The 26,604-nt window shown below is 70.4% G+C and carries 22 protein-coding genes and 2 pseudogenes; 7 read left to right on the top strand and 17 right to left on the bottom strand.

Annotated features, from left to right (window positions below; translation table 11 throughout):
* Positions 1–23: 23 nt before the first annotated feature.
* The gene (locus DEJ47_RS33960; protein ID WP_150176063.1) at positions 24–680 is read right to left on the bottom strand and encodes a TetR/AcrR family transcriptional regulator; all 657 of its coding nucleotides are present in this window, start codon (positions 678–680) and stop codon (positions 24–26) included.
* Positions 681–760: 80 nt separating this feature from the next.
* Here DEJ47_RS33960 and DEJ47_RS33965 point away from each other — a divergent pair, with 80 nt between their 5' ends.
* Positions 761–2,317 carry a purine-cytosine permease family protein gene (locus tag DEJ47_RS33965; RefSeq protein WP_150174960.1) on the top strand — a complete coding sequence of 519 codons (1,557 nt, stop codon included), beginning with the start codon at positions 761–763 and terminating at the stop codon, positions 2,315–2,317.
* Here the strand turns inward: DEJ47_RS33965 and DEJ47_RS33970 are convergent.
* Positions 2,265–2,768 (bottom strand): hypothetical protein, encoded by a 504-nt coding sequence (locus tag DEJ47_RS33970; RefSeq protein WP_150174961.1) that lies wholly within the window; start codon positions 2,766–2,768, stop codon positions 2,265–2,267. The two genes, DEJ47_RS33965 and DEJ47_RS33970, sit on opposite strands and share 53 nt — an antisense overlap.
* A 123-nt stretch (positions 2,769–2,891) precedes the next feature.
* Here DEJ47_RS33970 and DEJ47_RS33975 point away from each other — a divergent pair, with 123 nt between their 5' ends.
* Positions 2,892–3,647, top strand: a complete 756-nt coding sequence (locus DEJ47_RS33975) for a ZIP family metal transporter (RefSeq protein WP_150176064.1) — start codon at positions 2,892–2,894, stop codon at positions 3,645–3,647.
* Between the two features lie 568 nt (positions 3,648–4,215).
* Positions 4,216–4,905: a DUF1345 domain-containing protein gene (locus tag DEJ47_RS33980; RefSeq protein ID WP_190415698.1), complete on the top strand. Its 690-nt coding sequence runs from the start codon at positions 4,216–4,218 to the stop codon at positions 4,903–4,905.
* Positions 4,906–4,989: 84 nt separating this feature from the next.
* On the opposite strand, the gene DEJ47_RS33985 is transcribed toward DEJ47_RS33980, so the two are convergent.
* A complete protein-coding gene (locus tag DEJ47_RS33985) occupies positions 4,990–6,051 on the bottom strand; it encodes a zinc-binding dehydrogenase (RefSeq protein WP_150174963.1) in 1,062 nt (353 codons plus the stop codon).
* Positions 6,052–6,303: 252 nt separating this feature from the next.
* Here DEJ47_RS33985 and DEJ47_RS33990 point away from each other — a divergent pair, with 252 nt between their 5' ends.
* Positions 6,304–9,519: a bifunctional cytochrome P450/NADPH--P450 reductase gene (locus tag DEJ47_RS33990; protein ID WP_150174964.1), complete on the top strand. Its 3,216-nt coding sequence runs from the start codon at positions 6,304–6,306 to the stop codon at positions 9,517–9,519.
* A gap of 71 nt (positions 9,520–9,590) precedes the next feature.
* Here the strand turns inward: DEJ47_RS33990 and DEJ47_RS33995 are convergent, their stop codons facing one another.
* Both DEJ47_RS33995 and DEJ47_RS37195 read right to left on the bottom strand, forming a co-directional pair.
* Positions 9,591–10,217, bottom strand: coding sequence for a TetR/AcrR family transcriptional regulator (locus DEJ47_RS33995; RefSeq protein WP_150174965.1), 627 nt, complete (start codon positions 10,215–10,217; stop codon positions 9,591–9,593).
* A gap of 51 nt (positions 10,218–10,268) precedes the next feature.
* Positions 10,269–10,778, bottom strand: a pseudogene (locus DEJ47_RS37195) (ATP-binding protein); the annotation flags it as partial.
* Between the two features lie 119 nt (positions 10,779–10,897).
* Here DEJ47_RS37195 and DEJ47_RS37200 point away from each other — a divergent pair.
* A complete protein-coding gene (locus tag DEJ47_RS37200) occupies positions 10,898–11,371 on the top strand; it encodes a hypothetical protein (protein ID WP_223828604.1) in 474 nt (157 codons plus the stop codon).
* 315 nt (positions 11,372–11,686) lie between these two features.
* Here DEJ47_RS37200 and DEJ47_RS34005 read toward each other — a convergent pair whose 3' ends face one another.
* From DEJ47_RS34005 to DEJ47_RS34055, 12 genes and pseudogenes are all read right to left on the bottom strand, one after another.
* Entirely contained in the window at positions 11,687–12,553 is an 867-nt protein-coding gene (locus DEJ47_RS34005) for a phytanoyl-CoA dioxygenase family protein (RefSeq protein ID WP_150174966.1), read from the bottom strand.
* Between the two features lie 301 nt (positions 12,554–12,854).
* On the bottom strand, positions 12,855–13,235 hold the full coding sequence (locus DEJ47_RS37205; RefSeq protein WP_223828605.1) for a hypothetical protein: 381 nt from the start codon (positions 13,233–13,235) through the stop codon (positions 12,855–12,857).
* A pseudogene (locus DEJ47_RS34010) lies at positions 13,232–14,296 on the bottom strand (sodium:solute symporter family transporter); the annotation flags it as partial. The gene DEJ47_RS37205 and the pseudogene DEJ47_RS34010, both read right to left, overlap by 4 nt.
* Before the next feature lie 127 nt (positions 14,297–14,423).
* Entirely contained in the window at positions 14,424–15,980 is a 1,557-nt protein-coding gene (locus DEJ47_RS34015; protein ID WP_150174967.1) for a long-chain-fatty-acid--CoA ligase, read from the bottom strand.
* Positions 15,981–16,081: 101 nt separating this feature from the next.
* Positions 16,082–17,338: an aspartate aminotransferase family protein gene (locus DEJ47_RS34020; protein ID WP_150174968.1), complete on the bottom strand. Its 1,257-nt coding sequence runs from the start codon at positions 17,336–17,338 to the stop codon at positions 16,082–16,084.
* Between the two features lie 17 nt (positions 17,339–17,355).
* Positions 17,356–18,471, bottom strand: coding sequence for a Zn-dependent alcohol dehydrogenase (locus DEJ47_RS34025; RefSeq protein ID WP_150174969.1), 1,116 nt, complete (start codon positions 18,469–18,471; stop codon positions 17,356–17,358).
* Between the two features lie 28 nt (positions 18,472–18,499).
* Positions 18,500–19,858: an NAD-dependent succinate-semialdehyde dehydrogenase gene (locus DEJ47_RS34030; protein WP_150174970.1), complete on the bottom strand. Its 1,359-nt coding sequence runs from the start codon at positions 19,856–19,858 to the stop codon at positions 18,500–18,502.
* 26 nt (positions 19,859–19,884) lie between these two features.
* The gene (locus tag DEJ47_RS34035) at positions 19,885–20,589 is read right to left on the bottom strand and encodes a transporter (protein WP_150174971.1); all 705 of its coding nucleotides are present in this window, start codon (positions 20,587–20,589) and stop codon (positions 19,885–19,887) included.
* On the bottom strand, positions 20,586–21,980 hold the full coding sequence (locus DEJ47_RS34040; RefSeq protein ID WP_150174972.1) for a flavin monoamine oxidase family protein: 1,395 nt from the start codon (positions 21,978–21,980) through the stop codon (positions 20,586–20,588). The genes DEJ47_RS34035 and DEJ47_RS34040 overlap by 4 nt, the downstream gene beginning before the upstream one ends.
* Entirely contained in the window at positions 21,964–22,899 is a 936-nt protein-coding gene (locus DEJ47_RS34045; RefSeq protein WP_223828607.1) for an alpha/beta fold hydrolase, read from the bottom strand. The genes DEJ47_RS34040 and DEJ47_RS34045 overlap by 17 nt, the downstream gene beginning before the upstream one ends.
* Complete coding sequence (locus DEJ47_RS34050) at positions 22,892–24,427, bottom strand: flavin-containing monooxygenase (protein WP_150174973.1); 1,536 nt, start codon at positions 24,425–24,427, stop codon at positions 22,892–22,894. The genes DEJ47_RS34045 and DEJ47_RS34050 overlap by 8 nt, the downstream gene beginning before the upstream one ends.
* Before the next feature lie 336 nt (positions 24,428–24,763).
* Complete coding sequence (locus DEJ47_RS34055; protein WP_150174974.1) at positions 24,764–24,952, bottom strand: hypothetical protein; 189 nt, start codon at positions 24,950–24,952, stop codon at positions 24,764–24,766.
* A 472-nt stretch (positions 24,953–25,424) separates the two neighbouring features.
* On the opposite strand from DEJ47_RS34055, the gene DEJ47_RS34060 reads away from it, so the two are divergent.
* Positions 25,425–26,360, top strand: a complete 936-nt coding sequence (locus DEJ47_RS34060; protein WP_223828608.1) for an APC family permease — start codon at positions 25,425–25,427, stop codon at positions 26,358–26,360.
* On the top strand, positions 26,357–26,503 hold the full coding sequence (locus tag DEJ47_RS36675; protein ID WP_161237983.1) for a hypothetical protein: 147 nt from the start codon (positions 26,357–26,359) through the stop codon (positions 26,501–26,503). The genes DEJ47_RS34060 and DEJ47_RS36675 overlap by 4 nt, the downstream gene beginning before the upstream one ends.
* The last annotated feature ends 101 nt before the right edge of the window (positions 26,504–26,604 follow it).

Genomic DNA, 26,604 nt, shown 5'->3' on the forward strand with positions numbered 1-26,604 from the left:
GTGCGGCTCGGGAGGTGCCCTGTTTACGGGTGCGGCCCCAACGCACCCCGCTGTAGGCCAAGTTCACCCTCCGCCCACGTGACCGCCATCCGCGCCACCGCCGGCGGCAGCGTGTCCGAGTCGGCGCCGCCGTCCGCGCCGAGCCCGTCCAGCACGACCAGGATCTGTACCGCCACCACCGAGGGTTCTTCCTGCGTGCGGAACTCGCCCCGCCGCACGCCGACTTCGACGAGCGCGCCCAGACGCCCCCGCCACGCGTCCTCCTGTCGGGCGACCCGCTCGCGCAGCGAAGGCCGGTAGCGGGTCAGGTGGCGGGCGTTGATCCACAGTCTGCTGATGTCGTTCCAGGCCGGGCCGGACGTGCGCGCGAAGAAGGCGGCCAGGCGCTCCGTGGCGGTATCCGTGCCCGGCCCCTCGCCCCCAGTCGTCTCCGCCGGGGGAAGCAGTGCATCGAGCTCCCCCGTAGCCGCACTGCCGAACGCCTCCGCCACCAGCTCCTCCGTCGAAGGGAAGTAGTGGCTCACGAGGCTGGGACGTACGTCCAGCTCCTCACCGATCCGGCGGAGCGTGACGCACTCCAGACCTTCGGAAAGCGCAATTTCTGCGGCCTTCTCAACGATTTCCGCACGTCTCGCCGCCGGAGATTTTCGAATTCGCTTGCGCTGAACGCTTGACGACATGCCGGTCACGTTATTGAGTGTGCGACCAATAAGCAAGCAGGTGGGTCGGTCACGCACCGGCCGGCATCCCGGAGGGCCCGATGGCATCCACGCTTCCCGACCCCGCCCCGCGCTCTCGACCGCCGACGAGCAGCGCGGAATCCACTCCATGTGCAGGACCCACTCCGGACGCAGGGATCACTCCGGATGCGGGAAGCGCCCCGGACGGGGGTGCCACCGAGCCACCGGACGACCGGCCCGGCGGCACCGGCGGCCGTATCGAGGCCCACGGCATCGATCACATCCCGGACGCCGAACGGCACGGCAGCGCCCGCGAGTTGTTCCCCGTCTGGGCCGCCGCCAACGTCAACTACCTGAGCCTGGTGATCGGCGGGGCCCTGATCCTGATGGGCCTGACCCTGTGGCAGGCCCTCGCCGTGCTGGTCGTCGGCAACCTCTTCTGGACGCTGACCGGGCTGCTAGCCGTGTCGGGACCGGCCGCGGGTGCCCCCAGCGAAGTGATCACGCGAGCCCTGTACGGAGTCATCGGCAACCGGGTGAACAACGCGGTCGTCGGCTGGCTGATCTCGGTCTGCTACTTCGCGCTGAACCTGTCGGCCGCCGCCGTGGCCGCTTTCTCGCTGGTCGAGAAGGCAGGCGTCACGGCGGACACCGGCGTCAAGGTCGTCGTGATCGTCGTCATCGCCGCGCTCACCCTCACCATCAGCGTCTACGGCCACGCCGTGATCGTGCGGTTGTACCCGATGATCACGCTCGCCCTCGGCGCCGCGTTCCTGGTCGTCGCGGTCTACGTGGTCCGCCACGCCGACTTCTCGTACACGCCGGAGCACCGCCCGGCCGGCGTCGACCTGTGGGCTACCGTCCTCGCCGGGGTCACTCTCGTCGCCTCGGGCCCGCTGTCGTACACCACGAGTGCGGACTTCTCGCGCTATCTGCCGCGCGCCACGTCCAAGCGCGCGGTCGCCGGCTGGACGGCGCTCGGCGGCTTCCTGCCGAGCATGGTGGTCTGTTCCCTGGGCGCCCTCGCGGCGACCGCCGTCGACATGACCGACCCGCAGTCGGCCCTGGAGTCGATCCTGCCCGCCTGGTTCACGCCCGTCTTCCTGCTGGCCCTCGTCCTCGGCACCATCGCCATCAACGCCCTCACCGCGTACAGCGCGGGGCTCGCGCTCCAAGCCGTGGGCCTGCGCATCCGCCGCTCGGTCAGCGTCCTGTTCGATGGCACGGCGGCTGTCGCGCTCACCTTGTACGGACTGCTCGTCTCCAACTTTCTCGACACGGTCAACAACGTCCTGCAGCTGACCGTCGTCCTGCTTGGCCCCAGTACCGCGATCTACGCGACCGACATCGTCCTGCGCCGGGCCCGCTACGACGGACAGGCCCTCGCCGACGAGACCCGCACCAGCCCCTTCTGGTACCGCGGCGGGGTCAACCCGGCCGGCGCGTGCGCCCTGCTGGCGGGCTCGACCGCCGCCGCGCTCTGTGTGGACACCGTGTACACGGGCCCGCTCGCCACGGCTCTCGGTGGCCTCGACCTCGCGCTGCCGGTGGGCATGGCACTGGCGGGCGGCTCCTACACACTGATCAGCCGCATGCCTCTGGTGCGCGGGACGGGGCTCCGTGGCGGGAAGGGGTGACGCGGTCCGGCCCGGCGGCCGGTGCCCTGCCGGACGTGCTGTGCCCGCAGGTGCGGGTGGCCTCGGTGTGCGGCAGGCGCATGCGGTGTGCCAGGTCGCGCGTCATGCGCTTGGTGAGCCGACTGCGCCAGGCGACATCGGGGTAGCACGCGCGCAGGTGTGAAATGGCCCGGGTGCCAAGGCCGCTGTCCTGGAGCGGGGAGGCGACGTACACGTCCGTGATCACGCCGCTCGCGCACTGCTCGCACACCTCGTACGTGAGCTGCCCGACGACACGGCGCGTATGGACCAGCAGCAGAGTGTCGGTCCGGGCGGCCGGACCCGGCGAGTGCACGATCCGCACATCGCGATAGGCGAGCAGTCGCCGGTGCAGCCTGCCGCGTCGTCGGCGTGCCCTGGCATGCCGGGCCGGGCCGTGCCCGGGAAGCACACGTGCGAGAGACGTCGGCATCACTGCGAGTTTCTCAAGCATGGAACTGCGGTTACCCCGGAGCCCCCGGCCCAACCACCCGCCCGGGGCCAACCGTCCCGCCTTGGGACGCTGTGCCTCGGGTATCTGGTGCGCATGAACGACATGAAGGAGACGCTTGAGGCCGGTGCGTTCGGTCTGCTGGCCGGTTCCGCTCTGCTGGTGGGTGCCGTACTCGGCTTCGCGGTGCGCTTCCCACGCCTGGTGATCGCCTCAGTCATGGCTTTCGGCGCGGGGGTGCTGCTGTCGGCGGTGTCCTTCGAGCTGATCGCCGAAGCTCATCGGGAGGCCGGGATGGTGCCGGTGGTGGTGGGCGCTCTGGCCGGGGCGGGCCTGTACACCGGGGGCAACGTACTGCTGGCGCGTCGGGGTGCGCGCCAGCGCAAACGTTCCGGGCATGTGCGCCAGCAGCCCTCCGAGAGCCAGCAGGCCGGCTCCGGCCTGGCCCTCGCACTGGGCGCGCTCCTGGACGGGGTGCCCGAGTCCGCGGTCATCGGCGTCGGCCTGGCCGACGGCGGCGCGATCAGTACGGCGACCGTCGCCGCGGTGTTCATCAGCAACATTCCCGAAGGGCTGTCCAGCTCGGCGGGTATGAAGAGCGCGGGCCGCAGCAAGGGATACGTCTTCGGCGTGTGGGGAGCGATCGCCGCCGCCGGCACCGTGTCCGCGATGGCCGGGTACGCCCTCGTGGGCGTGCTGTCGACGGCCGTCATGGCCGGTGTGATGGCGCTCGCCGCGGGCGCGATCATCACGATGATCGCGGACACGATGATCCCGGAGGCGTTCGAGGACAGCCACCTGGCCATCGGCGCCATCACGGTCAGCGGTTTCCTGCTCTCCTTCGCCCTCTCCCACAGCTGATGCCCGGCGAGGGACAAGTGGGCGCGCAGGTGGGGGAGTCGACGACTCCGGCAGCGGCCGCACCGGGACCAGCCGGCCCTCCCCGCCCACACGGCACGCTGTAAGCTCGTGAGCGAGCCCTTGACCTGCACAAAGGCAGGCAGGGAGCCTACCTTCGGAGTGCTGCCATGCTGCGTACGATGTTCAAGTCCAAGATCTAGCTATTTGGCTTCGCCGCAGGTCAGGGGCATCATGTGCCCCCTCAGGTCAGCAAACGGTCAGCATGCGTCCCGGACGTGTCCGCGCTTGCTGACCTGCGACCGACAGTGCGGCGCCTGAGCAGGTTCTTGGGCTGGAACGGATGCCCGACAGCTCGCCCGCGGCATGGGGTCCTTCTTGTTCAAGGACCCCGGCGGGGGGGGGAAGCACGGCGGGACGGGAAGCGAGTGCACACCACCAGCGCGTCGTTCGGTGGACGGCGACCTCGGATGGCCGCCCTTTCGTGCGATCACGTTCTGTTCCACATTCCTTTGCGGGGCCGGGCGGTTGTCGTCGCATGCGCGGGGACGTTCGAGAGGAGGCACGGCCGGTGCATTCATGGTTCTCCGAGCGCCGCCGGTCCGCGGTGAGCACGGTCGTCGGGGTCTGTGTCGCCGTGCTTCTTGGCCTGCTGGGAGTCCTCGCGCCGGGGTCGGTGTCCGCCTCGAGTGCCGACTTGGGCGTGGTGGCGCTGTTCGCCTACCTCCTCTGCTACCTGGTGGTCACGCTGAGAGCCTTCTCGAACGCGCCGCCAGAACGGATCCGCGTCTGGGCCCGGCGGGAGGCGCGGGGCACCCTGCTGCAGCGCTATCTCCTGGGGACCGCGCCGGGACCCGGGGTGTCGGTCCTCATCGCGTCGGCGGCGCTCGTGGTGTCGGCGGTGTGGCGTCCCGGGCATCTGGGTTCCGCCTTCCCGGCGGGCGCGCGGGTTCTGATGGCGCTCGGTCTCGTCGTCGTCGCCTGGATCTGCGTTCTGGTCGCCTTCGCGGTCGCGTTCCATGCAGACAACCTCGTGGAGGACGAGGCGGCGCTGGACTTCCCGGGTGGGGAGACGGCGGCGTGGGCCGACTACGTGTACTTCGCCCTGTCGGTCATGACGACGTTCGGTACGACGGACGTCATGGTGATGTCGCGGGAGATGCGCCGGACGGTGGCGGCCAATGCGACCATCGCGTTCGTCTTCAACACGGTGATCGTGGCCGGCATGGTCGCGGCGCTGGACGGTGGGCAGGGAGGCTGACGGGTTCCGCCGGTCTCCGGGCGACGGTGGAGCGGTGGCGGTTCGTCCGCGCGTGCGGAGCGAGCTGCCACCGCCCCATGCCGCTCAGGGAGTGAGAACGAGGCGGATCGGGTCTCCGATCTTCTTCTCCAGCCGGGCGACGGCCTCCGCGGCTTCCGCCAGCGGGACGTGGGCGCTGACGGAGGGGCCGAGGTCGATCCGTCCGGCGGCGGCCAGTCCGACGAGTTCTTCCACGTGCTCCGGCTCGGAGCCGTAGTGGCCGCGGACCTGGTTGACGTTGAAGCAGAAGCCGATGCTGTCGGCGATCGCGACCGGCTCCGGGGTGAGTCCGGCGAGGACGAGCGAACCGAAGGGGCCGAGGACCGACGCGGCCTGGGCGCGGGCGGCACCCACGCCGGCGAAGTCGAACGCGACGTCGAGGCCGCGCCCGGCCGTCGCCTCCCGCACCGCCTCCGCGAAGTCCGGGGCGAGGGGGTCGAGGGCGACGTCCGCGCCGAAGAGGAGGGCCCGCTCGCGGGCCGAGGGCAGCGGGTCGATCGCGAGGATCGGGGCCGCGCCGACCATCCGGGCGAGCCGCACGGCGTGGGCGCCGAGGCCGCCCGCGCCCCAGATGCCGACCGACTGGGCGGGGCGGACCGCGCCGGTTCCCACGATCGCGGCGTACGGGGTGGAGACCGCGTCGGGGATGATCGCGGCCTGGTCGAAGGGCAGGTCGTCCGGGATGGGCAGCAGCGTGCCCTCGCGGGCGATCGCGTACTGCGCCCAGCCGCCGTCGTAGTCGAGGCCGCGGGTGATCGGCCGGTGGCACGTCATCCGTCGCAGGCAGCCGCCGCAGTCGCCGCAGGCCTCGCCGGCCTGGAGGACCACGCGCTGTCCGGGCGTCCAGTCGCCCTTCACGTCCGGGCCGAGGGTGTGGACGACCCCGGCGACCTCGTGGCCGAGGGTGACGGCGCCCGCCTTCGTGACGGCGTCGGTGGGGAAGAAGGGGCTCAGGCTGCCGTCGATCAGATGGATGTCGGACAGGCAGACGCCGGCGGCCCGCACCTCCACGAGGACCTCGCCCGGGCCGGGGACTGGGATCGGGACCTCTTCGACGGCGAAGGTACGGGTGTCCAGGCGCAGTCGCCCGGCCAGCATGGTGTTCATGCGGAGACCTCGATGTGTTCGGTGGAGGAAGCGCGTGCGTAGCTCAGGCGCTCGACATGGTCGACTGACCATGTCGCTTAACCGTGTCTACTGACGGTGTCATCTGTCAAGCCGCTCCCGCTGGTCGTTCACGGCGTGCTCCGAGTTCCGTCCTGTGACTGTGTCGTTCAGTACAGTCAATCGACATGTTCACCTGACAAAGTCGTGTGTATGTTGACTGGTGACTGCTGGAGTGCAACGAAAGGCACGCTCATGACTCAGGTGTCCGTAGGTGCGGCGCGGGCGATCCCCGAGCGCCCCCCGCTGCCCCTCGTAGGCCACGCGTTCAACGTTCCGGCGGGCGCGGACTTCCTGGCCTACCTGCTGAAGGAGTTCAGGGAATTCGGGCCCGTGTACCGGCTGCGGCTCTTCGGGAGGGACACCGTCATGGTCGGCGGTCTGGACCTCGTGACCGAGCTGTCGGACGAGACCCGCTTCCGCAAGCACGTCCACGCCGACCTGGTCGAGGTCCGGGCCCTGGCCGGGGACGGTCTGTTCACCGCCTACAACCACGAACCGAACTGGCGCAAGGCCCACGACATCCTGATGCCCGCGTTCTCACTCGGCTCGATGCGCAGCTACCACGCCCCCATGCTCCAGGTCGCCCGGTCGCTGATCGGCAAGTGGGACCGGCTGGCCGGGGTGCAGTCGGTGGACGTGCCCGACGAGATGACCCGGCTGACCTTCGACACGATCGGCCTGTGCGGCTTCGGCTACGACTTCCAGTCCTTCCGCCGCGACGACCTGCACCCGTTCGTCGAGGCGATGTCCCGGGCCCTCGTCTTCGCCCAGGAGAAGGGCGAGTCCATCCCGGGCTCCGAACTGTTCAAGAGGAAGAAGGTCGAGCAGTTCCGCGCGGACATCGACCTGATGACGGAGCTCGTCGACGACGTGATCAGGGAGCGCCGTGCCTCCGGCGACACCAGCACGGACGATCTGATGGGGCTGATGCTGCACACGAAGGACCCCGTCACCGGCGAGCTCCTGGACGACGTCAACATCCGGCACCAGGTGATCACCTTCCTGATCGCCGGCCACGAGACCACGAGCAGTGCGCTCTCCTTCGCGCTGTACTACCTGACCAAGCATCCGGAGGTGCTCGCCCGGGCCCAGGCCGAGGTGGACGCCCTGTGGGGCGACACCGAGTCCCCGGACCCCCAGTACGGCGACATCGGCAAGCTCACGTACATCCGCCAGGTGCTCAACGAGAGCCTTCGACTGTGGCCGACGGCGCCCGCGTACGCCGTCGAGCCGATCGAGGACACCGTCATCGGCGGCAAGTACCCCGTACGCAAGGGCGAGTCGCTGATGGTGATCGCCTCGGCCCTGCACCGCGACGCGGCCTGGGGGGAGAACGTCGAGCTGTTCGACCCCGAGCGCTTCACTTCCGAGCGGGAGGCGGCCCGCTCGGTTCACGCCTTCAAGCCGTTCGGCAACGGCGAACGGGCCTGCATCGGACGTCAGTTCGCGCTGCACGAGGCCACCCTGCTGCTCGGCCTGCTGGTGCACCGCTACCGCCTGATCGACCACACCGACTACCAGATGAAGATCAAGTCGACGCTGACGATCAAGCCCGACGGGTTCAGCCTGAGGCTCGCCCGCCGCACCAGCGACGAACGGCGCCTCCCCGCCGTCGCGGCGGCGGTCCCCGCCGCGGGCCGGACCGCGGCCGTGACGCGCCGGGCGAGCGGCACCGCGCTGACGCTGCTCCACGGTTCCAACCTCGGCACCTGCGCCGGCATCGCCCGCGACCTCGGCACGGACGGCGAGGAGCACGGCTTCGCCCCGGCCGTCTCCCCCCTCGACGCGTACACGGAGAGGCTGGCCGACTCCAAGGGCCCCGTCGTCATCGTCGCCGCCTCCTACAACGGTCGCCCGACCGACGACGCCGCCGAGTTCGTCGCCTCCCTGGAGAACCTCGCCTCCGGCTCGCTCACCGGGCTGCGCTACGCCGTCCTCGGGGTCGGCGACCGCAACTGGGCCGCCACCTACCAGCGGATCCCCACCCTGATCGACGAGCGCCTGGCCGCCGCCGGCGCCGTCCCGCTCCTGGAGCGCGGCAGTGCCGACGCCTCCGGCGACTTCGGCGGAGCGGTCGACCAGTGGACGGAAGACCTGTGGAAGGCGCTCCTGGAGGAGTACGGCGAGGCGGTCGCCGGCGAAGCGGCCGCCCCTGCACCTGAGGTGGAGGGGGAAGGGCTCTACGAGCTGGAGGACACCTCGGAGTCGGTCCTCGGAGGTCTCGCCGAGCGCCACGGCGTCCAGCCGATGGAGGTCCTCGAAGCGTACGAACTCGTCGACACCGACCACGAACTGGGCCGCTCCAAGCGGTTCCTGAGGCTCCGGCTGCCCGAGGGCGTCACCTACCGCACCGCCGACCACCTGGCCATCCTGCCCAGCAACCCCGAGGACCTCGTCCGGCGTGTCGCCGACCGTTTCGGCCTCGACCTGGACCGCACCGTCCGGCTGCGCGCCTGCCGCCGGAGCCGGAGCGCCCTGCCCGTGGACCGGCCGCTGACCCTGCGCCGCCTGCTCACCGACTTCGTCGAGCTCCAGGACGCGGCCACCCAGGAGCAGGTCGCCGTGCTCGCCGAGCACACCGACTGCCCGCTCGAGAAGCAGCCGCTCACCGCCTTCGCCACCGCCGATCCCGAGACCTTCCGGGAGCAGGTGACCGTCGCGGGCCTCAGCGTCCTGGACCTCCTGGAGCGCTACCGCGCGTGCGAGCTGCCCTTCCAGCGCTTCCTGGAACTGCTCCCGGTCCTGCGCCCCCGGCACTACTCGATCTCGTCGTCCGCCGCGGCCCGGCCCGGCGAGGCCGACCTGATGGTATCGCTGCTCGCAGCGCCCCACCGGTCGGGCGAGGGCACCTTCCGGGGCATCGCCTCGCACTTCCTGCAGACCGTGAACGCGGGCGACGTGATCCAGGCCAGGGTCCTGCCGTGCAGCGAGTCCTTCCGCCTCCCCGAGGACACCTCCGTACCGGTGATCCTGGTCAGCGCGGGCACCGGACTCGCGCCCTTCCGCGGAGCCGTCCTGGACCGCCACCACACGGGCTCGACCGGCACCCTGCTCTGCTACTTCGGCTGCGACCACCCCGACGTGGACTTCCTGCACCGGGAGGAGTTCGAGGCGGCCGAGGCGGACGGCGCCGTCAGCATGCGTCCCACCTTCATGCACGCGCCCGAGAACGGTGCCCGTTTCGTCCAGGAGCGCATCGCCCGCGAGAGCGAGGAGGTGTGGTCGGTCCTGGAAGCCGGTGGGCGCGTCTACATCTGCGGCGACGGCCGTCGCATGGCACCCGCCGTACGGGAGGCGTTCATGGCGATCTACCGCGAGCGGACCGGTGAGAGCGACGAGCGGGCCGAGGCGTGGCTCGCCGCGCTCGTCGGGTCCGGACGCTACGTCGAGGACGTCTGGGCCGGCTGATTCTCGCAAGGAGGAAGAAACGGTTGTGGGCGCACCTGGAAAGGTGCGCCCACAACCGTTCTCGCGTCGTGTCAGGCCATCGGTACGTCAGGCAGGTCGAGGTCCCCCTTGGCCAGAGCCACGGTGGCGCCCACGAGTGCCCTGAGTCCCCTCCGCTCGGTGGCCTCGTCCGGCAGGCACTGGAGGACCTGCATGGTGAGTCCGTCGAAGCCGGAGAGGAAGAACCGGGCCACCGTCTCCGGGGACTCGGCCAGTTCCTGCCCCGCCCTCTCGGCCGTCTCCGCGATCACCTGCGCGGTCACCTCTATGACCCGCCGGTAGTGGCTCTGCCGGGCCTCGTTGAGGCCCGGCACGCGCAGGGCGAACATGGTCAGCTCGCTGAGCAGCTGGTGGTGCGACGTCGGCTCGCGCACGGTGCCCCACAGGGCGCCCGCCAGCGCGCTGAAGGTCTCCTCGAAGCCCGCGTCCTCCGGCGCCGCCCGCCGCACCTGCGCGACCAGCTCGTCGGTGATCTGGTCCATGACGGCTCGGTACAGGTCCTCCTTCGTGCCGAAGGTGTAGTGGACGGTGGCCTGCGCGACACCGAGCTCCGCGGCGATGGCGCGGGTACTCCCCGCGGCGACGCCCTCCCGGGTCATGAGGTCGATGGCCGCCTTGATCAACTGAGGGCGGCGCTCCGCCGCGGAAACATGAGCCATACGCCCACTATATCGACTTAGTCGATCGATCAAGTCGGTCCGGATCAGGCGTTACGTCACCTCGGCAGTCGACGCGCTGTCCGCAGGAAGAGCCTGCTCGGCCCAGCTGACCTTTCCCTCGCGACCGTGCCGCGTGCCCCAGCGCTCCGCGCACTGGGCCACGAGGAGCAGGCCGCGCCCGCCTTCGTCGAAGATGCGGGCGCGGCGCAGATGCGGGGCGGTGCTGCTGGCGTCGGAGACCTCGCAGGTGAGCGTCGACTGGAGGATCAGTCGCAGCTGGACGGGGCTCTTGCCGTAGCGGATCGCGTTCGTGACCAGTTCGCTGACGACCAGCTCTGTGGTGTCTGTGGTGAAGGAAAGATCTTCCAGCCCCCAGGTCGCCAGAACGTCGGAGGCGAAGCTGCGGGCCCCGGACACGGCCGCCGGATCGGACGGGAGGTCCGTCGTGGCCACGTGGTCCGGGTCGAGGGCATGGGTCCGAGCGACGAGCAGGGCGACGTCGTCGGCGGTGCGGCCGGGCAGCAGTGCGGCCAGGAGTCGGTCGCAGATCTCCTCCAGCGAGTCCGGCGCCGAGGTGAGGACGGCGCCACCCACGTGGGCAACTCGGTCCCCCTGATGTGGTGCAGGACGGACCGTCCGGTGGTCAGCGCGCGAACCGGTTCCGAGTCGTCGGGGTAGGTGTGGGTCCCACCGACGCCGAGCGGGGACTCCGGACAGTCGTCGAGGACGGAGCGCTGGGCGACGCGGCGCTGCGTCAGGGCCTCCGGCTGACCGGCGCCGGTCTCGTCGAGTGCGGAGTCGAAGAGGTCGACGGTGACGAGGTCGGCGAAGTCCTCGGTGCAGACCTCCGTCAGCTCCTCCGCGGTGCGGGAGATGTCGAGCGTGGTCCCGATCCGCTTGCTCGCCCGGTCGGTGAGGGCGAGCCGACGCCGCAGCAGACGGTCGCGTTCCTCCTGGTAGGCGGCGACGACCTCCTCCGAGGAACGATCCACGTAGTCGAAACCGATCGCGACCAGCCTCACCGTGGCCTGGTTGATCATGCCCCAGTCGTCGGTGAGGCGCGGAGCTTCGGCCTGCAGCTGTTCGAGCAGGGTGAGATGGTCGAGCCGGTAGGCGCGGAGGAGCCGGCTCACCGGGATCCCCGCCGGGCGTAGAGGCGGGCGATGTCCAAGACGGCCGGAGGAGCTTCCGGTGCGCTCGCGCCGGGGCGGGCCTCCAGGAGGTTTAGCAGGGCGGTGACGTGCTGGGCCGTCTCCTCCAGGGTCAAGGCCTCGTCCGCGTTCTCTCACAGCTCGGGGAGCTCGCCGTTCAGGCGTTGGAGCAGCAGGCCGGCCAGCGTCTTCACCTGCGGTCTGAGGCGGCGGGCCAGCTGACCAAGGAACGCATCGCCCTCGGTTCCCATAGTGCGAGGGAAAGCCATGGCGTGCCCTCCTCGGACAGTTGCGGCAGCCTCTGGTCGGGCCCGGATCTCAGAGCCCGAGGTGGTCGCCCAGGTCGGCGTAGTCGACCTGCCACAGGCCGGGAGAGCCCGCGGGGTACTGGGAGCGGAAGCCGAGCATGCGCTGGACACGCGGCGAGAGCGTCTTGGCGAGCTCCCTGTCGACCAGGAAGGGGTACGCCTCCTCACCGGTGAGGAAGCCCGCGTTGAACGCGAAGGCGAGGCCACGCCGGTACTCGTCGCCGGTCCGGTTCGCTCCGCCGCCGTGTGCGGTCTTGCCGCTGAAGAGAAGGACGTCCCCGGCGTTCATGACGGCGGGGATCGTCTGCTCGGGGGTCCCGCGGTCCTCGAAGTCGCTCCAGTGGTTGCTTCCGGGGATGACGCGGGTGGCGCCGTTCTCCTCCGTGAAGTCGGTCAGAGCGACCAGGAAGTTGATGGTGACTTCCGGCCCGCCGGGCCCCATGCCGATGAAGGGGAACCAGTTCTCCAGGTCACGGTGGAGCATCTGCGCCTTGTTGCCGGGGCCGATCTCGATCACCTGGGCGGTGGTCATCCAGTACGTGCCCGACTCCTGGAGGAAGACCAGGTCGCTGATCTCGTGGACCAGGGGGTGGTCGATGACCTCGCTGCGGAACGTGACGCTGTGCGTCACCAGGTTCGTGAGGCGCTTGGTGTTGCTGCCGTGGAACGCGGCCACGATCTCGTCCTCGTGGAGGGACCCCGGGGTGAGCGCCTGCAGCGGCTGCTCGATCTCGGCGTTGAAACGGACGATCTGCTGCTGCGTCAGGAAGCCCTTGATGATGACGCCGCCGTCACGGGTCACGACCTCGAGGATCTCCTCCGCCGGCGTGTCGTTCGCCACGGACGTCAGCGCCTGGGTCTTCTTCTGGGTCGTCATGCGTGTCCTCTTCCTCGATCTGAATCGTGGTTGATCGACCGTTCGATCAGCCGCGGGCGTTCCGTCTTCCGGGGACTCCCGCGCAGCGTCCTCGCGACGATCAGGTGGGTCCGGTGGTCAGGCGTTTCCGCGTTGTTCCTGTGGTGGTCGTCTCACTGTCGCCAGCCGGTACCGCAGGCGAGAACGACGGCGGGCACCTGCTTCGCCCGGGCCCGGTGCACGATGCACAGTCCCGTCGCGGGCACGGCGGAGCTATCCGCTCACGGCGTCCTTGCCGGAGTCGATGCGGGCTCCGGGGACGCTACGGGCAGAAGCGGGCCCCGGCGCCGTGTGCCGGGGGTGTGTGGTCCGCTCCCAGGGACGCCTGCTGCCGAGCCATCCGAGGAGGAAGGCCGCCGGTACGGAGATCAGGCCGGGGGGTGTGGAGCGGGAACAGGTTGAAGTCCTGCTCCGGCAGCAGCGCGTATTTCGTCCCGGACACAGCGGGGGAGGCGAGGGTCAGGAGGGTGCACAGGGACAGCCCTCCGTAGACGAGCCACAGCAGCCCGTGGCGGTTGAAGCCGGTCCAGAAGAAGGAGTAGACGACCGCGGGGAACACACATGTGGCCGCGAGGCTCAGCGAGAAGGCGAGGAGGAACTCGATGGGATAGCGGTGTACGGCGGTGGTGAGGAGAAGGCTCACGGCGCAGAGCACGACGACGGACAGCCGCAGGACCGTCGGCTCTCCGATCCCGATCCGGCACGGCCCTTCCGCCTGAGCAGGTCGCGGGTCACGGAGACGGCGGCGGCGAAGGTCACGCTCGCCACGGCCGTGAGCACGGCGAGGAAGGCGACACAGGCCACGAGGGTGATGAGCACGACCCGGCCGGTGGAGTGGTGGGGGAGCACCTCCGACGCCAGGAGGATCGGGGCTCCCTGCCCCTTCGCGTCGACCACTCCGATCCGTCCGCTGCCCACCACCGCGGCCGCGGCGAAGCCGGTCGTGATCAGCAGCAGGTAGAAGAGGCCGCTCAGCCCGACGGCGACGCTCAGTGAGCGCCGGGCGGCGGGCACGTCCCGGCTGGCGCTGACGCGCAGGAGCTGGTGGGGCATCATCGCGGTTCCGAGGATGACGACGATGTGGTCACTGAGCGTGCCGAGCGGTCCGCCTCCGGCGGAGTGCTCCCACAGTCCGGGGCTGAGGTATCCGCCCGGTGACACGCTCGTGTCCATGGCTGCCGACAGCAGGGATCCGGGACTCCAGTCGAAGAAGCGGAGCGCCAGCAGGGTCACCGCGGCGAGCGTCACCAGGGCCACGGGCACTTTGGCGACCTGCACGAAACTGGTGCCGCGCAGATCGGCCACCCCTGCGAAGCACGTGACCAGGAGCCCCATCAGCACCGTGCACACCACCTGGGCCCGCTCGCTCGGCATGCCGATCAGAAGGGCGGTGGTGATGCCGCCGGCCCGCAGTTGCACCATGAGCAGGGGCACGGCGATGCACAGTGTCACCACGGTGCCGGCGATCCGTACTCCCGGCCCCTCGGCGCGCAGGGAGAACAGCTCGCCCAGGGTGTAGCGGCGGGTCGCGCGGATCCTGGAGGCGAGGAGCAGGAAGACGCCGAGTGCGAGGGCGCTGTCGACGGCGGTCGAGACCCCGTCGTAGCCGAAGAGGGCGATCGCTCCCGGCAGCGAGACCAGGATGATGACCGTGATCTGTTCTCCCGCCATCGCGACGCCGTTGAAGACGGGCGGGAGGGACCGGCCGGCGACGTAGAGGCGTTCCCGTCCGGCCCCGTACCGGACCCGTCGGGAAACGAGTCCCGCCGGCGGCCCTCATCCACTGTCATCTGCCGTCCTTCCCACCCATGTCCGTGCCTCGGCGCGCCGGTCACGTGAGCTCGCGCTTGAGGATCTTTCCGGTGGACGTCATCGGGAGGGTCTGCACGACCTCCACGATGCGCGGGTACTTGTAGGCGGCCATCTGCTCCCTGCCCCAGGCGACCAGCTCGTCGGGGCGGGCCTCGGCGCCGCGCTCGAGGATGACGAACGCCTTGATCTCCTCGCCGTGACTCTCGTGCGGCACGCCGACGACCGCGGCCAGGCTGATCGCCGGGTGCGTCATCAGGAGGTCCTCGATCTCGCGCGGGTACACGTTGAAGCCACCGCGGATGATCAGGTCCTTCGCCCGGTCGACGATGTAGTAGAAGCCGTCCTTGTCCCTGCGGGCCAGGTCGCCGGTGCGGAACCAGCCGTCCCTGACGGCTTCGGCGGTGGCCTCGGGGCGGCCGTGGTACCCCTTCATCACGTTGTGGCCCCTGACCGCGATCTCCCCGATGGCGCTGCCCGTGCCGTCGTCCTCGACCTCCGACCAGTCCGCGTCGAGGAGCTTGACCTCGACACCCCAGATCGGCACGCCGATCGACCCGGGACGGGGCTCCCGCGCCGGATCGCTGAAGGTCACCACCGGCGAGGTTTCGGAGAGGCCGTAGCCCTCCAGGACCTGGACGCCCAGTCGCTCCCTGACCTGCTTGATGAGTTCCGCGGGGAGCGCGGCGCCGCCGGAGACTCCGACGCGCAGGTTCCTCGCGATCCTCTCGACGTCGATGTCCTCGGTGAGCGCCTGCAACAGGCCCCACCACATGGTGGGGACACCCGCGAAGACGGTGATGTCCTCCCGCTGCATCAGGGACACCGCCTGCCGGGCGTCGAACCGCGGCAGCAGCACCAGCGTGCTCGCCGTCGAGAAGCCGGCGTTCAACTGCACGGTCGCGCCGAAGGAGTGGAACAGCGGCAGCACGACCAGATGGGTGTCCAGCGCCGGCCGGTTCTCCAACAGCTGGTTGACCGCGAGGGCGTTGAGCACCAGGTTGGCGTGGCTGAGTTCGGCGCCCTTCGCCTGCCCCGTCGTACCGCTCGTGTAGAGCAGCACGGCCGGGTCGTCCCCCGACGTCCCGATGCTGTCGAACGTCGCCGCGGTGCCCCGCAGCGCGGCGCCCATGGTCTCGACGCCCTCGATCGGGCTCTCCGCCGCGGGATCGGCGGTGATGAGGAAGAAGTGCTCGCAGGCAGGTGTCTCGCTGAACCCGGCGTGCCCCTCCGCCCCCATCGGCAGGCCCTCGCCGCCCTCGAAGCAGAAGTACGCCTTCGCCCCCGAGTCGGCGAGGTGGTAGGCGACCTCCCGGCCCTTGAGCAGGACGTTGAGCGGTACGACGACGGCGCCGGCCTTGAGGATCCCGTAGTAGACGATCGGGAACCAGGGCACGTTCGGACAACTGAGCGCGACCTTGTCGCCGGGCCAGATGCCGCGGTCGACCAGGAGATTGGCGACCTGATTGGCGGCGGCGTCGATCTGGGCGTAGGTGAGACGCGTCGTACCGAGGACGACCGCGTCCCGGTCCGGGTGCGTGCGGGCGGAGTCCTCGAGCAGGGCCGAGAGGTTCAGCATGGTGCCATTTCCGGAAAGGTGGACCGGGCCAGGCCGCGGAGGAACAGAACACGCGGCCTGGCTCGGAGCGGGTGGGGGTAACGCGTGACTCGATGCGGGTGTCACAACTTCCGCAGGAGCCGGTCGAGGGCCTCGGCCGTCGCCTCGACGTCGGCGGTGGTGTGCGCCGTACTGAGGAAGACCTTGCCGGACGGCATGAAGAGGAAGCCCTGCCGCAGCATCCCTTCGAGGATCTCCGCCCAGAGCCCGCTCGTTCCGTGAAGCCCCGTCGCGCCACCGGCGGGGACGTACTGGAGGAGTGAGCCGACCCGGTTGAAGCCTCCGAAGTCGGGCGATGAACCGAGAACGGCGCCGACGAGGGCTTCGAACTCGGACGAGATCCGCTCGAGTTGGTCGTAGACCTCGGGATCGGCCAGGGCGCGCATCGTCGCCGCGACGGCCGCCAGTGCGATCGGGTTGGCGTTGAAGGTTCCGGCGTGCACGACGCCGGACGTCACCTGATCGACCAGCTCCGCTCGGCCTACGACGGCGCTCTGGGTGAAGCCGCCGGCCATCGCCTTCCCGAAGACGGACAGGTCGGGAAGGACGCCGTACTTCTCGGCCGCCCCGCCCCGGGCGATCCGGAACCCGGCGATCACCTCGTCGAAGACGAGGACGACGCCGTGCCGGTCGCAGAGGGTGCGCAGCGTCGACAGGAACTGCGGTGAGGGCGCTTCGACGCCCGCGTTGCTCATCACCGGGTCGACGAGCACGGCCGCGATGTCGCGCTCGACGGCGTCGCCCAGCAAGCGCTCGGCCAGCCGCGCGTCGTTGAAGCGCGCCACGACCAGGTCGTCGAGGACGCTGGCCGACTGTCCCGCCCCACCGGGGGTGGCGGGGCGGTCGCAGTCGTCCTCGGCCATCCCGGCGTACACGGTGTCGTGCCAGCCGTGGTAGCTCTTGGCGAACTTGAGGATGCGGCGCCGTCCGGTGGCGGCGCGCGCGAGGCGCAGCGCCACCTGCACCGCCTCGGTCCCCGTGTTGCTCCACAGCAGCCGCTCGCCGTGCGGCACGGCTTCGAGGACCGCTTCCGCCGCGAGGTATTCGAGCGGGTGGCCGGTGCCGACGACCTGCATCTTCGGCGCGATCTCGGACACCGCGGACAGCACGCGCGGGTCACCGTGACCGAGGACGAGCGGGCCCCAGGCCATCACGTAGTCGACGTACCGGTCGCCGTCCAGGTCCCAGACGTGTGCGCCCCGCGCCTCGCGTACGAAGAGCGGATGGGGTGGCATCGCGGCGCGCAGGCCCGATCCCACACCCCCGCCGACGCTGCGGCGGGCTCGCGCGAAGGCCGAGCGTGATGATTCCAGGGCCATGAGATCGCCTCTGCCTTTCAGTACGTGATCACCGAGCGGATGCCGATGCCTCGCTTCATCTGGTCGAACGCCTCGTTGACGTCCTGCAGACCGATCACGCTCGTCACCAGGGAGTCGAGATCGATGCGGTCGTTCATGTAGTGGTCGATCAGCAGCGGGAAGTCGGAAGCAGGCTTGCTGGAGCCGTAGTTCGAGCCGATGAGCGAGAGCTCCTGATCGGACATGACGAAGGGGTCGATGGAGACCTTCAGGCCGTCCGCCACCTGCCCGGCGACCACCGCCGTGCCGCCCCGGGCCAGGACCTCGTAGGCCGCCTCGATGGTGCGGGGCAGCCCGATGGCCTCGATGGCGATCTCCACACCGCGTCCGTCGGTGAGCTGTCGCACCCGGTCCGCGAAGTCCTCGCGGCCGTTGTTGATCAGGTCGGTCGCACCGAAGACGCGCGCCTGCTCCAGCTTCTCGTCGGAGATGTCCGCGGCGATGATCCTCCGCGCGCCGGCGAGCCGGGCCCCCTGGATCGCGTTCAGGCCGACGCCGCCGCAGCCGAGGACCAGTACGGTGTCGCTCGGCCGCACGTTGGCGGTGTTGACGGCCGCGCCGACACCGGTCGTGACGGCGCATCCGACCAGAGCCGCCTGCGGGAACGGGGCGTCGTCCCGGACGGCGATCGCACCCGACTCGGGCACGAGGGCGTACTCGCCGAACGTTCCGAGGCCCGCGAAGCTGAGCACGTCGCCCCCGTCGGCGGACGTGATCCGGGGCCGGCCGTCGAACGACAGGTGGTTCGCCGAGTGCTGGCTGACCATGTCGCAGAGGACGGGCCTGCCGCTGATGCAGTAGCGGCAGCGGCGACACGAGGGCGTCCAGGACAGCACGACGTGGTCGCCCTTCTTGAGCGTCGTGACGCCCTCGCCGACGCTCTCGACGATCCCGGCTCCCTCATGGCCGAGGATCATCGGCGTAGGAACCTCCCATTCGCCCAGGAGGACGTGGAGGTCGCTGTGGCACACCCCGCTCGCCCGGAGCCGCACGAGCACCTCGCCGGGCGGAGGCGTCGAGGGGATCGTCACCCGCTCGATGGTCAGCGGTTCGTTCGGCGTCCTGAAGACGGCGGCGTCGAACTCGATCGTCATGAAGGTCTTCCTTCTGTGTTGGGGACGGTCACGTCCGAGCGGTGCGGACGAGCTTCTTGTTGGCGAACTCGTCGATGCCCGCCCGTCCCAGCTCGCGGCCGAAGCCGGACAACTTGACGCCACCGAAGGGAAGTTCCGCGCCTTCGAGGCCGACGCCGTTGATGAAGACCATGCCGGCCTCGATCCTGTCGGCGACGCGCAGCGCCTGCTCGGCGTCCGTCGTGAACACGTAGGAGCCAAGGCCGTACGGGGTGTCGTTCGCCAGCTCGATGGCCTCGTCCTCGGAGGCGACCCGGTAGACGGTCGCGACGGGACCGAAGAGCTCCTCGGCGGCCGACGGCGACGCCGGGGAGAGGCCCGTCAGCACGCCGGGCGGAAAGTACGCCCCCTCGCGCTGCCGTGCGGAGACGAAGGTCGCCCCCTCGGCGACGGCTCGCCCGACCTGCTCCTCGACGTACTCGGCGGCGGCGACCGAGGAGAGCGGCGCCAGGCCGTCGGTCAGCGCGAGCACCTTCTCGGTGAACCTGTCGAGGAAGGCGTCGTAGAGGTCCTCGGCGACGATGAAGCGCTTCCCGGCGTTGCACGCCTGCCCGGCGTTCTCGAACCGCGCCTCGACCGCCGCCTGGACCATGGCGTCGAGGTCGTCGGTCGACAGCACGATGAACGGGTCCGAGCCGCCCAGTTCGAGCACCACCTTCTTGAGGCTGCGTCCGGCCTTCTCGGCGACCTCCGCGCCGGCCCGCTCCGAACCGGTGAAGGAGACGCCCTGCACGCGGGGGTCCGCGATGGCGCGGCCGATCTGCTCCCCGGTGGCGTGGACGTTGACGTAAGCGCCCTGGGGGAAGCCGGCGTCCGTGAACAGTTGCTGGAGAGCCGCGGACGACTCCGGACACTGCGACGCGTGCTTGAGCACGATGGTGTTGCCCAGCGCGAGGTTGGGCGCGGCGAACCGGGCCACCTGGTAGTACGGGTAGTTCCAGGGCATGATCCCGAGCAGCACGCCGACCGGCTGGCGGCGGACGAAGGCGGTGCCCTCTCCCTCCAGGAGCTCGATCGGCTCGTCGGTGAGGAACTTCTCCGCGTTCTCGGCGTAGTACCGGTAGATGGAGGCGCTGAACTCGACCTCCCCGACGGCCTCGTCCACCGGCTTGCCCATCTCCCGGTGGATGATCTCGGCGAGCTGCCGGCTGCGCTCGCTGTGCAGGGTGGCGACGGCGTTCAACAGTTGGGCGCGCTGTGCCACGGAGGTCTGCCTCGACCACTGCGCGTAGGCCTCCGCCGCCGCGTCGAGCGCCGCATCGACGGTCTCGTCCGTCGCGGTGGGGTACTCCTTGACCAGCTTGCCGCTGGCGGGGTCCACCACCGCGTACACGTGCCTCTTCGCCATGCTGACTCCTTCGTCGTGATTCGGGTTCATGCGGGGGCCCCGGCCGTGTGGGCCGGGTACGGGTCCAGAGCCGCGTCGCGGTCGTGCAGCGCGCGGTAGGCGCGGAAGTAGACGAATCCCTGGGTGCCCCAGGTCGCCAGCGCGGCGGTGTAGAAGATCGTGCGGTTCGCGTCGTCGAACGGCAGGGGGAAGAAGTCGTACGTGATCGCGATGGTGGTCCCGGCGGCCGTGACCAGTCCGGTCCAGACCGCCGGCCACCTCGCGCCCGCGCTCCAGAGCCGTTTGACGAAGAAGCAGAGGAACACGGCCGTGAGCAGGTTGACGACGACGTAGAACGCGGAGACCCAGAACGCACCGCGGTCGGTGTGGAGATCCGCGCCGTGGAAGGGGCGGAGGAACAGGGCGGCCACGATCGCGACCCCGAACACGGCGACGTCGACGCCGCGGCTCGGCTTGTAGCGATGGGTGACCTTCATCAGGCCCAGGACCAGGATGAGGGTGATGCCGACCGACCTGGAGAACGCGTCGAAGAAGTACGCCACGTCGTACAGCACGCTGTCGCTCTTGGCCCCGAGCAGCGACCAGAGCAGGAAGTTGGTGCCCGACGTGGCGACGACCATCCATTCGAGGCCCAGGAGGTAGTTGCCGTAGCGGCGGATGAATGTCCAGCCGTAGAAGTAACCGGCGAAGATCATCCACAGGTCGGCCAGCAGGAACAGCGTCTCCTTCATCGGGACGCCCCCTCTCGGACGTCGCGAGTCAGCAGGGTGAGGACGCTCTCTGCGGTGCGCTGGCCCGTCAGAACCGCGCCGTTCATGGTTCCGGCCCATTCGCCGGCGGTTTCGGAGCCCGCCCAGTGGACGCGCCCGTGGGGCTCGCTCAGCGCCTTGCCGAAGCTCGTGGTCGCGTAGGGGGCGACGGCGGGATTGGGGCCGCCCGGGGCGAAGGGCTCCGCTCCCCAGCAGTGGTCCAGGTAGTCGATCGGGGCGAGCGCCTGCGGACCGTAGAGGTCGGCGAGCTGCCGGACCACCCGGTCGCGCCGGGCCCCGGGGCCGAAGCCGTCGAAGACGCGCGGATCGCAGAAGGCCATCAGGACGCCCGGTCCGCCGGGGGCGGGGGACACGTCGAAGGTGATGAACACGGTCCCGGTGTCGGTCACCGCCTCGCCGGAGCAGCCCTCCGCCCGCCAGAACGGCCTCTCGTAGGCCACGAAAGCCTTGCTCAGCACGCCCATGCGCCAGGTCCGCGTCAGCCCTTCGCCCTGCTCGGACAGAGCGGGCTCGAAGGCGATGGCGGCGCGGTGCGCCGGCGAGGCCGTGACGATCGCGTACCGGGCGCGGATCTCGCCGGAGTCGGTGCGGACGGTGACGCCGTCGTCGTCCTGTGCGATGCGGCGCACCGGTGTCTCCAGGCGCACGCGGTCGCCGAGCCGCTCCGCCACCCGCTGGGCGATCTCCTGGGTGGTCTCGACGATCCGGTCCTGCTGCTGGCCGCCCTCGACGTCCAGCATGTGGTCGAGTCCGCCCGCCGAACGGATGTAGCGCAGTGCGTGCAGCAGGGAGACGTCTCCCGGTGTGCAGCCCCACTGCACCTTGCTGATGACGGTCATCAGCGCGCGGGTGCCGGGCAGCGCGTTCTTCCGGTCGAGCCACTCGCCGAACGAGACGGCGTCGAGCCGGCCGGCCCCCGGCGTCTCCCACGCCGCCTCCACGTCGACGGTCGCGACCAGCTTGTTCACCGCCGCCTGCATGCGCGCCATGTCCACCAGGGCCGCGGGGGAGACCTTGGGAATGGTTCCGCCGTAGGTGCGGCGCCGGCCCGCCATCCACAGCACGTTGCGCCCCTGGGCGAACTGGTCGGTGGTGGTGCACCCCACCCGGCTCGCGAGGTCCCGGACGGCCGTGTGGCGCCGGGCCACCCAGGTCGCTCCGAGGTCGACCTTCACGCCGGCCACCTCGCCGGAGAGCGAGCGGCCTCCGACCCGGTCGCGGCCTTCCACGACCAGGACGGACCGCCCCGTGCTCACCAGTCGCTCCGCCGCGCTCAGACCGGCGAAACCGGCACCGACGACCACGACGTCGACCGTGGTGTTCCCGGAGCGGGGCTCACGAGATCCGGACATGGCTGCCTCCTTCACCCACGCGGTTCGCGTGTTGCGCGATGTAGGTCGTGATGGGGCCGACGAGGGACTCGGGGAGGTGATGGCCCATGCCGGGGATGACCACGTGCTGGGCCGAGCGGATCGCCCTGACGGTCGCGGCGCCGCCGCTCGGGTGCACCAGCAGGTCCCGGTCGCCGTGGATGACCAGCGTCGGGGCGGTGATCCGGCTCAGCTGGGCCGTCCGGTCCCCGGAGCGCTGGATGGCCTGGATCTGGCGCGCCGTGCCGGCCGCCGGGTCGCCGCCGCTGCGGTCCCAGCCGCGCGCCGCGATGGCCGCCTCGGCCGCGTCGTCGATGGGATGTTCCGTTCCCGCGATGTGCCGGGTGAGCCTCAGGTGGGCGCGGACCGCCGCGGTCCTGTTCCTCGCCGGCGGGGCGGCGAGGAGCCGGATCGTCGACAGGGCCGGCTGACCGACCTTGCGCGCCCCGGTCGTGGAGTAGAGGGAGGCCAGCGACAGGACCCGCTCGGGCGCCGTGGCCGCGATCGTCTGCGCGATCATTCCGCCCATCGACCGCCCGACCAGGTGCACCCGCGGGATCCCGAGATGGTCGAGCACGCCGACGGCGTCCTGGGCCATGTCGGCCAGCGTGTACGCGTCGCCGCGTGGACGCGCGGCGATCTGGCGCCAGGTTCCGGGAGGGGGCGTGGCGACGAACGTCGACTGGCCCACGTCGCGGTTGTCGATCGCGACGACCCGGAAACCGTGGGCGGCGAGGGAACCGACGAACGGGTCGGTCCAGAAGGTGAGGTCTTCGCCCAGTCCCGCGATGAGCAGCATCGCGGGGTCGTCCTTGTCGCCGTGGTCCCGGAAGCAGATCGTCATCCCGGACGGCAGGGTCGCGTACTGGTCGACGCTCTCGACGGCGCTCGTCTCAGGCACGGGTGGCTCGCCTCCTGCCGGGTGCCGGCGAGGCCGCCCGGCGGGCGCCGAACCGGAGGTTCTCGTCGGCCACCGGGCCGCGCAGCGCCCTGGCGTCCTCGGGGTAGGACATCGCCATCCGCCAGGGCTTCTCGGGGCCCTGCTTGGGCAGGAGCTTCTCGCCGCGCTTGGCGTACCCGGCCTGGAGGTCCATGACGGGCCGGCGGTTCGTTCCCGGCGGCGCGACCGGAACCACCGTGTCGTATCCGCGGGCGTCCATGTGCCTGACCAGGTCGATGAAGTAACGGCACATCAGGCTCACCTTGAGCGTCCAGGACGAGGTGGTGTAGCCGATCGCCATCGCCCAGTTCGGCATCCCGCTCAGCAGCATGCCGCGGTAACAGAGCGCGTCCGCGATGTCGACCTGGTGCCCGTCGACCACGAGGGGCATGCCGTCGAAGAGCCGCAGGTTCAGCCCCGTCGCGGTGACGATGATGTCGGCTTCCAGTTCCTCACCCGACGCCAGGACGATGCCGCGCTTGCTGAAGCGCGCCACGGCGTCGGTGACGACGGAGGCCCTTCCGCCCTTGAGCGCGTCGAAGAAGTCGCCGTTCGGTGCCACGCACACCCGCTGGTCCCACGGGTCGTACGGCGGGTTGAAGTGCTTGTCGACGTCGAATCCCTTGGGAAGGCGCTTGACGTTCTCGCGTCGGATGAAGGCCCGTCCTGCCTTGGGGAAGGTCCGCAGGCCCTTCACGACGGCGTGTTCGGTCCAGATGTTCTTGAACCGCGTCACGGCGTACCCGCGCTCTTCCCCGAGCAGCTTCGTGAGCGCCAGGGCGACCTTGTCGACGCGGGGGAGCGCCATGACGTAGGTGGGGGTGCGCTGCAGCATCGTCACGTGCCGGGCGGCGCCCGTCCCGGTGGTCATGGCCGGCACCAGAGTGATCGCGGTCGCGCCGCTGCCGATGACGACGACCTTCTTGCCGCTGTAGTCGAGTCCCTCGGGCCAGTGCTGCGGATGGACGATCCGGCCCTCGAACTCGTCCCGTCCCTGGAACTCCGGGGAGAACCCCTCGTCGTACCGGTAGTAGCCGGTGGCGGCGAAGACCCATCCCGCGTGGATCGTCCTGGTCCGGGTCGCTCCCGTCGCGGAGTCCGACGTCTGGACGGTGAGGGTCCACCGTGAGTCCGCCGTGGACCACGCCGCGCGGACGACCCGGTGGCCGAGCCTGAGGAAGCGCTCCAGGCCGTTCTCCTCGACGGTCTCGTGGAGGTACTCCTTGATGAGGGGAGCGTCGGCGATCGCGGCTTCGTGGCGCCAGGGCTTGAACGCGTATCCGAACGTGTGGAGGTCGGAGTCCGAGCGGATGCCGGGATAGCGGAACAGGTCCCACGTGCCTCCGATGTCGTCGCGCGCTTCCAGTACGGCGAGCGACTTGTCGGGCAGCTCCCGGCTGAAATAGGTGGCCGCGCCGATCCCGGAGATCCCGGCTCCGATGATCACCACGTCGAATTCCTCGCCGGCGTCCAACACCTCAGCTGTCATGGCGTTTCCTCGCTGTTCCTGTGGCGGTTGCCTCACTGTCGCCAGCGAGGACCGCTTGCGAGAACGACAGCGGGCACCTCCTTCGCCAGGGCTCGGTGCACGATGCACAGGCGGACCGGGCCGTTGCGCCCGTACGGTGTCCGACGTTCGGGCGGAGGCCCCGGTCGAGCCCGCGGCCCGGCCGTTCCGGGAGGCGGCCGGAGACGGACGTCCAGCGGCGTCTTGCCGGCGAGACCATTGCGGGAGCAAGACCGGGGTGGTAGACGTTTGACCCCACTGTTTAGTGTTACTAAACGGCGGGGTCGTGGTCGTGCGCGGAGGCCGAACCCGCTGTCGTCACGACCTCGCCGCGTGCTGGACCCACAGGTGTGTCGAGCCGCGGGGGATCGCCGCCGTCGCTCCCCCGATCGCCGCCGTCACCCCCGCGATCGCGGCCGAGCGGAAGCGGCCGACGACCCGGAACCCGCACGGGGCCACGTCTTCTCGGGCGGCAGGAGCCGCCTCCTGCCGCTCCGGCTCAGCCACCGAGAGGGAGCCGCACCTGTTCGTTCGCGCAGGCGTACCGCTCCACGCATTCCTTCACCCACCCATGACGAGCCGGTACCGGCCCGTGAGCCGAAAGGTGATCGCGATGACCGACCTCTCCAAGACAGGGCACACCGGAGCACCCGGCGGTGAAGCGGGGTCGGGCAACCCGCTCCCGTGGGCTCGGCGTGTCGCAGATCGTGTTCATGGTCGTCGCCGCGGCGGCACCACTCGGCCTTGTGGCCGGCGGGGTGCCGCTCGCCTTCGCCGTGAGCGGCAGCCCGGGGATGCCGCTGTACTTCGCGCCGTCCACCGTGCTGCTGCTGATCTTCGCGGTCGGCTTCACGCTGATGGCCGGACGGGTACGCGACGCGGGGGCCTTCTACGCCTACGTCCAGGCGGGGCTGGGCCGGACCCCGGTCTCTCGGCAGCGACCCTCGCGCTCTTCTCCTACACGCTGCTTCTCGTCGGGGTGGACGCCTATGTCGGGGTCGCGACGAGCAACGTCATCGAGCGGTACGCCGACGTCGGCTCCCCGTGGTGGGCCTGGGCGCTCATCTCGCTGGGCGTCATCGCCTTCCTCGGCCACCGCGACATCGAGCTGAGCGCCAAGGTGCTCGGTGCCGTGCTGGTACTGGAATTTCTGCTGCTCCTGGTCATGGACGTCGGCATCGTGGGCCACGGCGGCGCCCACGGCCTGACGGCCGAGCCGGTGTCGCCCTCGATCGTGGGCACCGGCTCCCTGGGCCTCGGCGTCATGTTCGCCTTCTTCGGCTTCACCGGCTTCGAGGCGACGGCCGTGTTCCGCCACGAGGCGAAGGACCCCGACGTCACGGTCCCGCGGGCGACATACGTCGCGATCCTGGTGATCGGTGCCTTCTACTCGTTCACCGTGTGGGCGATCGTGGTGGGTTCCGGCGTCGGCGCCGTGGTCGGAGCCGCGCAGGCCGACCCCGAGGGCCTGGTCCTCACGCTGACGCGGAGCTACGTGGGGTCCGTCTGGGCCGACGCCATGCAACTCCTGCTGATCACAAGCCAGTTCGCTTGCGTACTGGCCTTCCACAACGTCGTGACGCGCTACCAGTTCGCGCTGTCCCGGGCCGGCGCGCTTCCGGCGTCGCTGAGCGTCGCCCACCCCCGGCACCGCGCACCGTCGGCGTCCTCGGCCGTCGCCCCGGCGGTCGCGTTCGTCACCACGCTCGTCGTCGCCTCGCTCGGCCTCGACCCGATCGGGGACCTCTACGCCTGGTTCTCCGGTGCCGCCACCCCCGGCATCGTCCTGCTGATGGCGGCCACCAGCCTCGCCGTCGTCGGCTTCTTCCGGCGCGCGACGGGCGGCAGCCGGTGTGGCGGACGGTCGTGGCCCCGGCCGTCGCCTTCCTCGGCCTGGCCTGCGTGGTCTGCATGATGGTCGCCAACTTCCCGCTCCTCGTCGGCACCACCACGGGCGCCTGGGTGATCGGCGGCCTCGTCACCCTCTCGGCCGTGGCCGGCGCGGCGCAGGCCCTCGTCCTGCGAGCGCGCCGACCGGCTGTCTACGAGCGACTCTGAGCGACTTGCCGGTCAGCTCACGAACGTAGGGGCGCGGCCGGTCTGTGCACCGTGCACCGTCCCCGGGGAAAGCCGGTGCCCAGTGTCGTTCTCACCACGCC

This window comes from Streptomyces venezuelae, assembly GCF_008642355.1.
Lineage (GTDB): Bacteria > Actinomycetota > Actinomycetes > Streptomycetales > Streptomycetaceae > Streptomyces > Streptomyces venezuelae_B.

Bases quoted from the DNA above. Each gene is read 5' to 3' on its own strand.
- DEJ47_RS33985 (WP_150174963.1), bottom strand. From the start codon at position 6,051: ATGAACACCATGCTGGCCGGGCGACTGCGCCTGGACACCCGTACCTTC.
- DEJ47_RS34035 (WP_150174971.1), bottom strand. From the start codon at position 20,589: ATGAAGGAGACGCTGTTCCTGCTGGCCGACCTGTGGATGATCTTCGCC.
- DEJ47_RS33965 (WP_150174960.1), top strand. From the start codon at position 761: ATGGCATCCACGCTTCCCGACCCCGCCCCGCGCTCTCGACCGCCGACG.
- DEJ47_RS33970 (WP_150174961.1), bottom strand. From the start codon at position 2,768: ATGCCGACGTCTCTCGCACGTGTGCTTCCCGGGCACGGCCCGGCCCGG.
- DEJ47_RS34005 (WP_150174966.1), bottom strand. From the start codon at position 12,553: ATGACGACCCAGAAGAAGACCCAGGCGCTGACGTCCGTGGCGAACGAC.
- DEJ47_RS34040 (WP_150174972.1), bottom strand. From the start codon at position 21,980: ATGTCCGGATCTCGTGAGCCCCGCTCCGGGAACACCACGGTCGACGTC.
- DEJ47_RS34025 (WP_150174969.1), bottom strand. From the start codon at position 18,471: ATGACGATCGAGTTCGACGCCGCCGTCTTCAGGACGCCGAACGAACCG.
- DEJ47_RS36675 (WP_161237983.1), top strand. From the start codon at position 26,357: ATGATGGTCGCCAACTTCCCGCTCCTCGTCGGCACCACCACGGGCGCC.
- DEJ47_RS34030 (WP_150174970.1), bottom strand. From the start codon at position 19,858: ATGGCGAAGAGGCACGTGTACGCGGTGGTGGACCCCGCCAGCGGCAAG.
- DEJ47_RS34015 (WP_150174967.1), bottom strand. From the start codon at position 15,980: ATGCTGAACCTCTCGGCCCTGCTCGAGGACTCCGCCCGCACGCACCCG.
- DEJ47_RS33995 (WP_150174965.1), bottom strand. From the start codon at position 10,217: ATGGCTCATGTTTCCGCGGCGGAGCGCCGCCCTCAGTTGATCAAGGCG.
- DEJ47_RS33960 (WP_150176063.1), bottom strand. From the start codon at position 680: ATGTCGTCAAGCGTTCAGCGCAAGCGAATTCGAAAATCTCCGGCGGCG.
- DEJ47_RS34020 (WP_150174968.1), bottom strand. From the start codon at position 17,338: ATGGCCCTGGAATCATCACGCTCGGCCTTCGCGCGAGCCCGCCGCAGC.
- DEJ47_RS33990 (WP_150174964.1), top strand. From the start codon at position 6,304: ATGACTCAGGTGTCCGTAGGTGCGGCGCGGGCGATCCCCGAGCGCCCC.
- DEJ47_RS34050 (WP_150174973.1), bottom strand. From the start codon at position 24,427: ATGACAGCTGAGGTGTTGGACGCCGGCGAGGAATTCGACGTGGTGATC.
- DEJ47_RS33975 (WP_150176064.1), top strand. From the start codon at position 2,892: ATGAAGGAGACGCTTGAGGCCGGTGCGTTCGGTCTGCTGGCCGGTTCC.